This window comes from Bradyrhizobium sp., assembly GCF_036009065.1.
Classification (GTDB): domain Bacteria; phylum Pseudomonadota; class Alphaproteobacteria; order Rhizobiales; family Xanthobacteraceae; genus Bradyrhizobium.
The window spans coordinates 1-12,380 of sequence record NZ_DASYMN010000046.1; the positions used below are offsets into that span (position 1 = coordinate 1).

Here is a 12,380-nt window from a genome sequence, read left to right on the forward strand (position 1 = left end):
TGGCGCGCCCATACGCCAGGCGGCGGCCCGAAACGCCAGCGGAGCTGAGCCTGCGCCGCCGCCAGCGCGGGTCGCATGAGCCGTCGCCAAGCGACCCGTGGGACCGACCCGCCCCCGGCGCGGCTCTCGCCGATGAGCTCAAGCCATAGTCTCGGCCAAGACCTGGCGGCCAAGTGCAGGTGAGCCAGGCTGCCGCCGCTCCAGGATACGGTCCCATTTCCAAACTGCCCGACCAGGAGAGTGCCGATCCCGCGCTGCCGTGCCGAGGTCAGCATGGAGTGCACCCAGTAATGCCCAAGCGCAGCAGGTGCGGGCTCGGAATGAATCGCGAGGGTGTGCTCGAGCGCGTCGAGCGGGCTTGCATTCTCGCCGCCGACCTTGACGTGTTCGGCAACGCCGATATGGGCCGCGGCCTCACAGGCGAGCGGCCACTCGTCGACCAAGTGTTGGCCGGCGGCTTGATGGCTATGTGGCTCGCCGTCGCGCGGCGCCGCCGTGAAGGCAACAAGCTGCCGACCCTGCAGGCGCAGCTCGCGGGCCGCCAGCGCAGTCACGGAACTCGAGTCCAGGCCGGCGCTGAGCGTTGAACCGAGCGGCCGCTGGGACCGCAGCCGACAGCGCACGGCCTCGTCATAAAGCGCGCGAAACTGCTCCAGGTAGGAGCCGTCGGAGCCTAGCCGGATCTCCGGGGCATCTTGCAAACGCCAATATTCCCGCACAGCGACACCGGACGCCGATATGCTGACGCAGTGGGCGGGCGGGAGGCGCCGAACGTCTTCCCACAGGGTCGCCGTTCCATCTCCCGGCCAGCCGAAGAAGATTTCCGCGACATGCAGCTCGTTCAGCCGGCGCGGAACCCCCGGCGACGCGAGCAGGGCGGCATGACAGGACGCGAACGCCACGAGCCGCGGCGACGCATAGTAGTACAGCGCCGTGACGCCGTACTGATCGCGCGCTACGAACAGGCGTTGCCGCTGGCGGTCCCAGGCGGCGAAGGCCCAGTCGCCGAGCAGCCGAGCAGGGGTCTGCTCGCCCCAGCGCTCATAGGCGCGCAGGATCAAGGCCCCGTCGGACATCGTGGCGCGCTCGGCTTGCGGAACTCCGAGTGCGCCGAACAGATCGGCGCGATTGTCGAGGCGCGCGGCCGCCACCAGCACGATGTTCCCCTGCCGGCTCGTCAGCGGCATTGTCTCGAACGCGGACTCAGGTGTGGTGTGCAGGAGCCGCTGCCCGAGGGCGCACGGCCCCTCTAGCCAGCTGCCTGTGCCGTCTGGTCCCCAGTCGGCGCTTGCCCGATCCATCGCGCCCAACGTCTCAGCAGAAGCAGGCTTGCCGTCGCGCTGGGCGAATCCGAAGATTGCGCTCACGGACCGGCCCAGCCCTGGCGCGCGCGACGCCAATGCGCGACGGCCGCCGGGAACACCGGATACGGCATCGAGGTTCGAGCGGGGCTTGATCCCATGCTGCTTTTTTCTACTGTTGGAGATGAGCGTCGAGGATAGGATGGCGGGCGCGCTCTGACAACCGCGCGGCTGGTCCGCCGCGGGACGCCGTACTACACTGTACCGGACGCCACCGCCATGCCGGACCTCGCGCCCCGTCAGGAAGCACCGATGATCACCCCAAGCACTCTCGTCGTCCGCGACCCCGAGCTGATCAGCGCCTCGCTTGGCGACGAGATCGCCATGCTGCATGTCACGTCGGGCCGATACTACGTGCTCAACGACGTTGCGGCGGCCGTATGGGAACATCTTGATACGCCGGTCACGCCGGCCGCCGTCTGTGCGACCCTGACCGCGCGCTACGACGTCTCCCCGGCGCAATGCGAGTCCGAGGTGCTGTCGCTTCTCAACACGCTGCTGGACCGGCAGATGATCCGTTTGGCATGAGCAGGTATCGTGCCTTCGCGCGCTTGAGCTGGGCAGACCGGCGGTTGCTAGTGGAGGCGGTGCTCTGCCTCGCCGTGGCGCGGCTGTGGGTGCTCTTGATCCCGCTGCGGCTCCTTTCGCGGCGTCTGGGCAGGCGTGGCGGCGAGTCCTCGATCGCAGCCCACTCTGACGCGACCGCTCGCATGTTGGCTCATATCACGTGGTCGCTACAAGCAATCAGCCACCGCCTGCCTTGGCGCTGCGCCTGCATCGAGCAAGGCATCGCCGCCAAAAGGATGCTGCGCCGTCGGCGAATCGCAAGCACGCTGTATTTAGGGGTGGCCCGCGCGCCCGAACCCGACTCGCAGCCCACCGCGCATGCGTGGCTCCGGAGCGGGCCCCTCTTCATTACCGGTGCGCCGAGCCACGAACAGTACACCGTGGTCTCGAGCTTCGCGGATGAAGATGAGTATTGCAGCGCTCGCGAATGAGCTTGGTCGAGAGGTCTGGCGAAATGCCGTCCGTGGGCGTTCCAGCCGAGCGGTCGACCATCGGAGAGAGTTGAAGCGGACTGGCGGAGAGAGTGGGATTCGAACCCACGGTACAGTTTCCCGCACACACGCTTTCCAAGCGTGCGCCTTAAGCCACTCGGCCATCTCTCCTTGCGCCCTCTCTTGAAGCGGCATGGCGACTTTTGCAAGCGAGCGCGGCCGTGAAGCCGACGATTTCTGCAACCGATTGAGCAATCGAGAGAATTCGGGGGCAGCGTCAACCCCGCTCTTTTGCCCTTCTCCGCGGTGGTGAACCGTTCAGGGGGTGCCGACGACGTTAATGTAGAGACTGTTTTTCCGCTCCCGGAGCATGACATGCGTCCCGCCCGCGCGCTTGCGTCAATCATCTGCATCGTCGGCGTCGCGTTAGCCGCAGGTCCGGCGCTGGCGCAAACCTGCAGCCATGATGGTCCGGTGGTGAACTGCGACGACGGCCGGCGGGGTTTGCTGTCAGCAGATGCGATCATCTGGGCCGACCGCACGCGATCCAGCGCGTCGCCGCATCCCGGCGTCATCATCGGCAACAAGTCGTCGGTGCGTGTGGGACAGGGCGTGTTCGTCGGCAAGGGCAACGGAGTGGTCCCGCTGGACGATCCCAACGCCCCGAACAAGACGCGCTGCGCTATCCTGGATGGGGTGTCGTATTGCTGTTGATCAGTGATAACGAACGTTGGAGTTGGCTGACCGCGGCGACCACAGGGTCGCGGGATCGGCGCCGACCGGATCCTTCGCGACGATCTTGCCCGCAACCTCGTCCTGCAGCGTATACACAAAACTGGCGAACCATTGCCGGATCGTGTTACCGCGAAGCTTGGTCATCATCGCTTCCCAGCGCATGCGGCGCTCGATCAGCGGCATCGACAGCGCCGTGGCCATGGTCCGCGCCATCCCCTCGATATCATGCGGGTTCACCAGCAGCGCGGTATCGAGTTCATTGGCAGCGCCGGCGAATTTCGACAGCACCAGCACACCGGGATCGGCGGGATTTTGTGCGGCGACATATTCCTTGGCCACCAGGTTCATGCCGTCCTGCAGCGGCGTCACCACGCCGACCTGGGCGGCGCGGTAAAGACCCGCCAGCACGGTTTGGCTGAACCCCTTGTTGAGGTAGCGAATCGGCGTCCAGTCCACTTCGCCATGGCGGCCATTGATATCGCTTACCAGCTTGGCGAGATCGTTCTGCAGATTGCCATACGCTTCAATGGCGCCGCGCGACGGGGTTGCGATCTGCAACAGTGAAACGGTGCGGCTCATCGAGGGGTGCATGGTCAGCATGCGGTCGAAAGCCTCCATGCGATTGAGCAGGCCCTTGGAATAATCCAGCCGGTCGACGCCGATCGCCAGCTTCTCGCCGTTCAAGCTCCGGCGCAAACGCGAGACATCGGGATGGGATGACGACTTCGCTGCGTGCTGCGCGAATTTTTCCGGGTCGATGCCGATCGGAAACACTGCGATACGCGAGGTGCCATAGCGCGAGGTGACCACGCCGCTTGACACTGTGAGGCCAAGATCCGATTCGAGGTAGCTCTGGAAATTCTCGCGATCTTCCTCGGTCTGAAAGCCGATCAGATCGTAGGCCAGCATCGCCTCGATCAATTCGCGGTGGTGGGGCACGCCGCCGATAATGGCCCGCGCCGGCCAGGGCGTATGCAAAAAGAAGCCGAGCGGCTCGGTAAAGCCAATGTCACGCATTTCCGCGCCGAGCGCCAGGAAATGATAGTCCTGAATCCAGAACGCGGTGTCCTTCCGGCGAAAACGCATCAACGCCCGCGCCATGAAGGCGTTGACCTCACGATAGGATTGATAGTCGCCCTCGGTCACCCGGATCAGGTCGGTCCGGGAGTGAAGCACCGGCCACAGCGCGGAATTGGCAAAACCTTCGTAATATCCGCCGTAATGCGCGGCCGGCAGATCGACCATGGCAAGAGCCCCTTCGCCAAGGGATTCGATCTCGGCGAAAGGTCCTTTATGAGTTGCGTCACGTACCCGGCCGCTGGAACCTACCCAAATCGCTCCGGAATTCTCCACCACCGGCAACAATGCCGCCGCAAGGCCACCCGTCATGGGTTCATTGGCCGTCGCACGCGCCACCCGATTTGAGACAACAACGAGGTTCACAGGGTCCTCTCCCGGAAATACAGCCCGGTTTATAAACAGCCGTTCATCAATATGGTTCCTCGTCACCTTGCGACCGCATTGAGCCCAAACTTGAAGGGGCCCAATGGAACCGACAACTCCTTCATGCAAGAACGTCGCCACATTTTAGACTGGCAACAATGACGCCCTGGTGACCCCGCGAGGACAGGCAGTCGGGCAGCGATTGCGAATCGAAATGCCAGAAAAGCCCTTTGGATAGTGGTATAAGCGAACAAACGCCTTCAATTTGAGCAGGCTCAGCCGCTTTATTATTCGGCCAACTCAGCGCGGCAGCGGCTCCGTCAGCAACTTTTCGTCATCCAGCAAGTGCGCGAGCCACTCCCTGACATCGCGCGGCTCATCGAAATGTCCGGCGACGCCATGCGCGCGCCGTCCCACGGAAAACGCCAGGCCGCCGAGGTCCGGCATGATGGCGAACACGGTTTCGTCGGTGACATCGTCGCCGATGAACACCGGGCGGCGGCCCTTGAACGGCTCATGCGTCATCAGTTCGCGCACGCCGGTCGCCTTGGTGAAGCCGGAATGCTTGATCTCGCAAACCAATTTGCCCGGCAACACCTCGATCGGCGCGCTCGGCAGATCGGCCCTGATCAGGGATACCGCCTCATAGATCGCCTTCTCCGCATGCGGCGCGAGCCGGTAATGCAGCGCAAGGGAATACCCCTTGTCTTCAAGCAGGATGCCGGGGCTTAGTTGGGCGATGGCGGCGAGCCGCCTCTTCAAATCCTTATCCAGCGGCGGAGCATGCGCCGCAACCGCTTCGTTATCGGTCGAAAGCCGCATTTCCGCGCCGTGGCCGCCGACAGCCGGAAATTCGGCGGGCGCAAAGATCAGATCAATGTCGTTGAGCGAACGGCCGCTGACCAGCGCCAGCGCGCCCGAGGTGCGCGCCAGCAACCGGTCGAGGGTTTTGGCGAGACCCGGCGGTACCCAGACTTCGCGCGGCGTCGGCGCGAAGTCGAGCAGTGTGCCGTCGATATCCAAGAGCAGCGCGCATTCGCCAAGGTGGGGAATCAGCGCGCCGGGCACCGGTACGGAATCCGGCAACTCGTCGTCTTCCTGCTCTTGCGGCGGCATATCCATCACATCCTGTGTCATCTCGTATTACTCCACAACAGCCAGCGGCCGCGCAACCGATTCCAAAGGCTGGCGCTCGGCGGCGATGGCGTAACGCCACGCGATCACGGCAGCCGCGATCATCAGCCCCGATCCCAGCAGATAGCCCGCGAAAACGCTGCCGCGCGAGCCGGTATCGATCAGGGCCCCCAGCAACGCCGGGCCTGCGACGCCGCCGATTCCGGTCCCGATGGCATAGAACAGCGCAATCGCCAGCGCCCGGACCTCCAGCGGAAAGGTCTCGCTGACGGTCAAATAGGCGGCGCTTGCGGCGGGCGAGGCGAAGAAGAAAATCACCATCCAGGCGATGGTCTGGGTCTGCGCGCTCAACACCCCGATCGCGAACAGATAGCCCGACAGGGCCAGCAGAACGCCGGAAACCCCGTAGGTCAGCGTGATCATGGCCCGTCGTCCGAGCGTGTCGAACAACCGGCCGAGCAGCAACGGCCCTAAAAAATTGCCGGCGGCGAACGGCAGCAGATACCAGCCGACCTGGTTTGAGGCGATGCCGAAGAAATCCGTCAGCACCAGCGCATAGGTAAAGAAGATCGCGTTGTAGAAAAACGCCTGCGCGATCATCAGCGCGAGCCCGACCAGCGAGCGCTGGCGGTATAGCGTGAACAGCGTATGCGCGACATCGCCAAGTGGCGTGTGACTTCGCATCTTCAATTTTATTTTCGGCCAGACGCGTTGCTCTTGCTTGCTGCCGATCACCGACCGTTCGATCTCCGCGACGATCTCGTGGGCCCGCTCGGGTTGACCGTGGATCATCAGCCATCGCGGGCTTTCAGGAATCCACATCCGCATCACAAACACCACGAGGCCGAGACCTGCGCCGGTGAGATACGCCAGCCGCCAGCCCCAATCAGGCCCAATCACGTTGGGATCGAGCAGCACGATCGAGGCGACTGCGCCCATCGCAGCGCCGATCCAGAAGCTGCCGTTGATCACAAGATCGGTCCATCCCCGATAACGCGCCGGCACCAGTTCCTGAATGGTCGAATTGATCGCGGTGTATTCGCCGCCGATTCCTGCGCCGGTCAGGAAGCGAAACAAGGCATAGCTCGCGACACTCCAGGACAGCGCCGTCGCCGCGGTCGCGGTCAGGTAAAGCGCCAGCGTGATGAAGAACAATTTCTTGCGGCCGATCCGGTCGGTCAGCCAGCCGAAGCCGAGCGCACCGAGCACGGCGCCGGCGAGATACGCGCTGTTGGCCAGGCCGACGTCGAAATTCGAGAATTGAAGTACCGGGCTTTCCTTCAACGCGCCGGACAAGGCCCCGGCAAGCGTAACCTCCAGCCCGTCGAGAATCCAGGTGATGCCGAGCGCCGTCACCACGCGGGTGTGAAACCCGCTCCAGGGCAGACTGTCGAGACGCGAGGGAATATCGGTTTCGATGACGCGCGTGCCATCAAGCTCATTCTGCTGGATTTCGCCCTCGGGTAACGCTGATGAGGTCCTGCCGGTATTTGAATTCATTTGCAGCAAGCTCATCGAACTGACCAAGAAAGATAGCCTGGAACATTGAGTTCCAGGGTTTCGCAAATGCAACAGCCTCCGGGATCGCGCAATATAACGCCTGCGAGCGGGGCGGGTTCCGCTGTTTGATAAGCGAGGAACCGATTGAGTTGATACACGTTTTCGCCCTATGGGGCATGGAGTGCGATCATGGCGACACGTTCCGGCAAGACGGCGTCGAGCAGGCCCAAACCCGCAAGCCGCAAGGCCGGCTCGGCGCGAAGGAAATCCGTTGCAAAACGCAAAGCGTCTCCAAAGCGCTGGTCGCAGCGCGTGACACAGAAGAGCGACGCGCTCGATCTCAAGCGCGGCGTATTCACGTTGCGGGACCCGAAGGCAATCGCCGCTTCGCTGAAACGCTCCGCGGAACGCAGCTCGCGCCGCAAGGCCGGCGCCTATCGCTCGGCGCTCTCGATGCTGACGTTCTACGTCAATCGTGCCGGCAAGACGTTGCCGAAGACGCAGCGCGACCGCCTGGAGCGCGCCAAGACCGAATTGAAGCGGCAGTTCGGGAGGGAGTGACATCGCTGCTGTCATCGTGCCGCGCGCCTTCCTTAACCTCTCCCCGCTCTTTCGCGGGGAGAAGTCGAAGCCGAAGCGCAGCGAAGGCTTCGGGTGAAGGGCGAGGCAGTGCGGTAAATTACAATGGACGGACTCTAGGGTCGGTCTTGCTCCGACCCGATAAGTTTTTGCTCGGGCAGCTCAGTGCCTGGCCCCTCACCCGGCGCTGCGCGCCGACCTCTCCCCGCGAGAGCGGGGCGAGGTTAAGAAGTGCCTCGCTTGATTTCCGATTCCAAGATTTCAAAACAGCCAAGTCCAAGATTCAAACAGCCAAGCTTATGCATTCTCGCGGCGCACTGCGTCCGAGGTTTGCCAGTCCCCCGCGAACCCAAGCGAGGGGATGGAGCGGCGGGAGGCGCCAGGGCACCAACGGGCACCCCTGGAGGCGGGATTAACGTACCCACCTCGCGCGGCAAGGCACCGCGCGCGCCCAAGGCTAGGCGCAGCGCCTCCCGGCGCTCCACCAACCACCCGGCCGTCGGCTGGTCCGGGGCCCCGGTCCAGCCAGCTTTCGCTCTGTCCGCCGAAGGATCGCCTCTAGAAGCGCCCCTTCATCGAACAGGACCCGAGCAGGATAAGCCAGGTTTTGGGGTGTTGGATAGGCATACATTCACAAGTTCGTGAACGGCGGTTTGCACAAATGTCGTAGGGTGGGCAAAGGCGTCCCGGCCATCCACGTCTTTATTTGCTTCAATACCCTCAAGACGTGGATGCCCGGGACAAGCCCGGGCATGACGAACTTATTGGAATGACGGGCGGCTACGCCGCCCGCGCCGTCGGTGGCGCCAGCGCCTGCCAGCTGTTCGCCAGTTGCAGCTTCGGCTCAGTCAATTCCTGCAGCTGCTCCAGCGTCAGGCCCGGCACCATTTCCAGCACGAACAGGCCTTGCGGCGTCACATCGATCACCGCGAGGTTGCTGTAGATGCGCTTGACGCAGCCGGGCGCGGTCAGCGGATAGGTACAGTGCTTCAGGATCCGCGGCGAGCCGCTCTTGTGGGTGTGCTCCATGATGACGCGGACGGCCTTGGCGCCGGCCGCCAGATCCATGGCGCCGCCGACGCCGGGCGGAAATTGCGGGTCTTCCGTGGTCCAGTTGGCGAGATCGCCCTTTTCGGAGACCTCAAAAGCCCCGAGCAGGCTGACATCGATATGTCCGCCCCGGATCATCAGAAATGCATCGGCGTGATGGACGAAGCAGCCGCCGGTGACCAGCGTCGTCTTGTTCTTGCCGGCATCGACCATATAGGGATCTTCCTTGCCCGGCTCAGGTTTTGGGCCCAGCCCGAGAATGCCGTTCTCGCTGTGAAAAATCACTTCCCGGCCGTGGGGGACATAGCTCGCCGCCAATGTCGGAATGCCGATACCCAGATTGACGTAGGCGCCTTCCGGCAGATCCTGCGCGGCGCGCCAGGCCATTTGCTCGCGGGTCAGAGGTGTGTGGCTCATGCGTTTGCTCCAACAACGACCACACGGTCGACGAAGATGCTCGGTGTCACGACGGCTTCCGGATCCATCTCGCCAAGCTCCACCATGGTGTCAACCTCGACCACCGTCAGTTCGGCCGCCATCGCCATCACCGGATTGAAATTCCGCGCCGACCTCAAATAGGTGAGGTTGCCCCAGCGGTCCGCTCTGTTGGCCTTGATCAGCGCAACGTCGCCCTTCAGCGGCTTTTCGAAGACATGGAGCCGGCCGTCGATCTCGCGGGTCTCCTTGCCCTCGGCGAGCTTGGTATGCGCGGAGACCGGCGAGAAAAACCCGCCCAGGCCCGCGGCGGCGCAACGCATACGCTCACTGATGGTGCCCTGCGGGACCAATTCCAGTTCGAGGCTTTTGGCGCGGTAGGCGTTGAGAAAGGCGCTGTAGTCGCCGGAGCGCGGAAAAGAACAGATCACCTTGCGCACACGGCCGGATTTGATCAGCCGCGCCAGCCCGACATCGCCGTTGCCGGAATTGTTGGCGACGATGGTCAATTCTTTTGCGCCCTGCTCATGGAGAGCCTCCAGCAGATTGTCGGCGACGCCGACCGCGCCGAAGCCGGCCACCAATACCGTCGATCCGTCGCGCACCCCGGCCACGGCGTCGGCGGTGGTTTTTACCTGCTTGTCGATCAAACCAAACTCCTGTCATGTGGCCGTCGCGCAAGCGCGGCTCGTTGCCGCAAAATAGAGCATCAAGTCCGGTGGGGATAAAGGCGCAAATTTGCAGTCGTGATGCGCATAACCCACCGCAGTCGTCCCCGCGAAGGCGCTAGTGTATGCACATCTTTTTTGCTAGCGAAAAGACCAACACTGCCGTCATCCTGAGGTGCTCGCCGCCTTCGGCGAGCCTCGAAGGATGGCCACAGGTGCCCGCGGCCATCCTTCGAGACGCCGCGCAAGCGCCGCTCCTCAGAGTTTGTGAATCTATTCGAATTTCGACGTTTCTGCGGGTCCTAAGTCTTTGATTTGACTCATGTCGGAAAACGCAAAAATCAATAGATTCACAAGCTCTCAGGATGACGCCTGATTGTGCGGAGCCTTCGCGGGGACGACCCGTTGGAATGCCTCGCCATGACCTCCGCGACGAAAAACGGTGTTGCAAAGTCGCGTGGTCCTGCCTCTAATCGGAACAACTAAAAAGTCTCGGGAGGTTCAGCGTGTCGACAGTCAAATTGACGGTGAACGGCAAGGCGGTTTCGGCCGATGTCGAGGACCGGACGCTTCTTGTCCATCTCTTGCGCGATCATCTGGGCCTGACAGGCACCCATATCGGCTGCGACACCAGCCAGTGCGGCGCCTGCGTCGTGCATATCGACGGCTGCGCGGTGAAATCCTGCACGGTGCTGGTCGGTCAGGCCAACGGCGCCAATATCACCACCATCGAAGGCATCGCCAAAGCCGACGAGTTGCATCCGATGCAGGCCGCGTTCCGTGACAATCACGGACTGCAGTGCGGCTATTGCACGCCGGGGATGATCATGACCTCGATCGACATCGTTACGCGGCACGGCAGCGGCCTCGACGAGGCGACGGTGCGGCAGGAGCTCGAAGGCAACATCTGCCGCTGCACCGGCTATCACAACATCGTCAAGGCGGTGCTGGATGCCGCAGGCCGCATGAACGTCGCGCAGGCGGCGGAATAGCCTCCTTTCGATTCGATCGATTCATTCAAGCCCGCCCGATTTCGATGGAAACGGCGGAAAACGCTCCGGTGAGGGAGGACAGAATATGGGTGTAGAAGGTATTGGCGCTCGCGTGGTGCGCAAGGAAGACAAGCGTTTCATTACCGGCAAGGGCCGCTATGTCGACGACATCCGCCTGCACGGCATGACTTACGCCGCGTTCGTGCGCAGTCCCTACGCCCACGCCAAAATCAAAAGCATCGATGTCAGCGACGCCAAGAGCAAGCCCGGCGTGGTCGACGTGCTGACGGGACAGCAGATCGTCGATGACAAGATCGGCAACCTGATCTGCGGCTGGATGATCCATTCCAAGGACGGCGGCGCGATGAAGATGGGCGCGTGGCCGGCGATGGCGCCGGAGACCGTGCGCTTCGTCGGGCAAGCGGTCGCCGTGGTGATCGCCGAGACCCGCAATCAGGCGCGCGATGCGGCGGAAGCCGTCATCGTCGATTACGAAGAGCTTCCCGTCGCTGCCGACATCAAGGCGGCGATCGCATCGGGCGCGCCGCAATTGCACCCCGAGGCGCCGGGAAATGTGATCTACGACTGGACCATCGGCGATGAGGCCGCGACCGATGCCGCCTTCAAGGCGGCGGCCAATGTGGCCTCGCTCGACATCACCAACAACCGCCTGGTGCCGAATGCGATGGAGCCACGTGCCGCGATCGCCGACTACGACGCCGCCGAAGAGCATTTTACGCTGTATACCACCTCACAGAATCCGCACGTCGCACGGCTGGTGCTGTCGGCGTTCTACAACATCGCGCAGGAGCACAAGCTGCGGGTGATCGCGCCCGACGTCGGCGGCGGGTTCGGCTCCAAGATCTTCATCTACCCGGAAGAAATGGTGGCGCTGTGGGCCTCGAAGAAGACCGGGCGCCCGGTGAAATGGACCTCCGACCGCACCGAGGCGTTCCTGACCGACGCCCACGGCCGCGATCATCTGACCAAGGCCGAGATGGCGTTCGATGCCAACAACAAGATCACCGGCTTAAGGGTAAAAACCTACGCCAATCTCGGCGCCTATATGTCGCTGTTCTCCTCCTCGGTGCCGACCTATCTCTACGCCACGCTGCTGTCGGGCCAGTACAACATCCCCAACATTTTTGCCGAGGTGATCAGCGTCTACAGCAACACCACACCGGTGGATGCTTACCGGGGGGCGGGCCGGCCCGAGGCGAGTTTTGTGGTGGAGCGGTTGGTCGAAACTGCGGCGCGCCAGCTCAAGGTCGATCCGGCCGAACTGAGGCGCAAGAATTTCATCACCGCGTTCCCGCACCAGACGCCGGTCATCATGGCCTATGACGCCGGCGACTTTAACGCGTCGCTGGATGCGGCGATGAAGGCGATCGATTACGCGGGCTTTGCCGCGCGCAAGGCGAAAGCCAAGAGCGAAGGCAAGCTGCGCGGCATCGGGCTGTCCTGCTATATCGAGGCCTGCGGCAT

General features: G+C 63.1%; 12 protein-coding genes and 1 tRNA gene. 6 read left to right on the top strand and 7 right to left on the bottom strand.

All coding sequences use genetic code 11. The features are described 5' to 3' along the window. The coding region (locus tag VGP39_RS03120) for an asparagine synthase-related protein (protein ID WP_327566644.1) at positions 1-1,367 on the bottom strand (1,367 nt) is incomplete at its 3' end. 213 nt (positions 1,368-1,580) lie between these two features. Here VGP39_RS03120 and VGP39_RS03125 point away from each other — a divergent pair. Next, entirely contained in the window at positions 1,581-1,889 is a 309-nt protein-coding gene (locus VGP39_RS03125; RefSeq protein ID WP_327566645.1) for a PqqD family protein, read from the top strand. Continuing rightward, positions 1,886-2,359 carry a lasso peptide biosynthesis B2 protein gene (locus VGP39_RS03130; RefSeq protein ID WP_327566646.1) on the top strand — a complete coding sequence of 158 codons (474 nt, stop codon included), beginning with the start codon at positions 1,886-1,888 and terminating at the stop codon, positions 2,357-2,359. Before VGP39_RS03125 ends, VGP39_RS03130 begins: the two co-directional genes overlap by 4 nt. An 81-nt stretch (positions 2,360-2,440) precedes the next feature. On the opposite strand, the gene VGP39_RS03135 is transcribed toward VGP39_RS03130, so the two are convergent. Further along, positions 2,441-2,530, bottom strand: a tRNA-Ser gene (locus VGP39_RS03135). 204 nt (positions 2,531-2,734) lie between these two features. On the opposite strand from VGP39_RS03135, the gene VGP39_RS03140 reads away from it, so the two are divergent. Further along, on the top strand, positions 2,735-3,073 hold the full coding sequence (locus VGP39_RS03140; RefSeq protein ID WP_327566647.1) for a hypothetical protein: 339 nt from the start codon (positions 2,735-2,737) through the stop codon (positions 3,071-3,073). Here VGP39_RS03140 and otsA read toward each other — a convergent pair whose 3' ends face one another. The 3 genes from otsA to VGP39_RS03155 form a co-directional block, all read right to left on the bottom strand. Continuing rightward, entirely contained in the window at positions 3,074-4,537 is a 1,464-nt protein-coding gene (gene otsA, locus VGP39_RS03145; RefSeq protein ID WP_327566648.1) for an alpha,alpha-trehalose-phosphate synthase (UDP-forming), read from the bottom strand. Between the two features lie 300 nt (positions 4,538-4,837). Continuing rightward, positions 4,838-5,674 (bottom strand): trehalose-phosphatase, encoded by an 837-nt coding sequence (gene otsB, locus VGP39_RS03150; RefSeq protein WP_327566649.1) that lies wholly within the window; start codon positions 5,672-5,674, stop codon positions 4,838-4,840. 6 nt (positions 5,675-5,680) lie between these two features. Next, positions 5,681-7,171: an MFS transporter gene (locus tag VGP39_RS03155; RefSeq protein WP_327566650.1), complete on the bottom strand. Its 1,491-nt coding sequence runs from the start codon at positions 7,169-7,171 to the stop codon at positions 5,681-5,683. Between the two features lie 189 nt (positions 7,172-7,360). Between VGP39_RS03155 and VGP39_RS03160 the strand changes: the two genes are divergently transcribed. Then, the gene (locus tag VGP39_RS03160) at positions 7,361-7,732 is read left to right on the top strand and encodes a DUF3175 domain-containing protein (RefSeq protein WP_327566651.1); all 372 of its coding nucleotides are present in this window, start codon (positions 7,361-7,363) and stop codon (positions 7,730-7,732) included. A 798-nt stretch (positions 7,733-8,530) separates the two neighbouring features. Here VGP39_RS03160 and VGP39_RS03165 read toward each other — a convergent pair. Both VGP39_RS03165 and VGP39_RS03170 read right to left on the bottom strand, forming a co-directional pair. Next, positions 8,531-9,217, bottom strand: a complete 687-nt coding sequence (locus tag VGP39_RS03165; RefSeq protein ID WP_327566652.1) for a 3-oxoacid CoA-transferase subunit B — start codon at positions 9,215-9,217, stop codon at positions 8,531-8,533. Beyond that, positions 9,214-9,882, bottom strand: a complete 669-nt coding sequence (locus tag VGP39_RS03170; RefSeq protein ID WP_327566655.1) for a 3-oxoacid CoA-transferase subunit A — start codon at positions 9,880-9,882, stop codon at positions 9,214-9,216. Before VGP39_RS03170 ends, VGP39_RS03165 begins: the two co-directional genes overlap by 4 nt. A gap of 527 nt (positions 9,883-10,409) precedes the next feature. Here VGP39_RS03170 and VGP39_RS03175 point away from each other — a divergent pair. Beyond that, positions 10,410-10,895, top strand: coding sequence for a (2Fe-2S)-binding protein (locus tag VGP39_RS03175; RefSeq protein WP_327566653.1), 486 nt, complete (start codon positions 10,410-10,412; stop codon positions 10,893-10,895). 85 nt (positions 10,896-10,980) lie between these two features. Further along, positions 10,981-12,380 (top strand): xanthine dehydrogenase family protein molybdopterin-binding subunit (locus VGP39_RS03180; protein ID WP_327566654.1); only part of this gene is annotated, 1,400 nt, incomplete at its 3' end.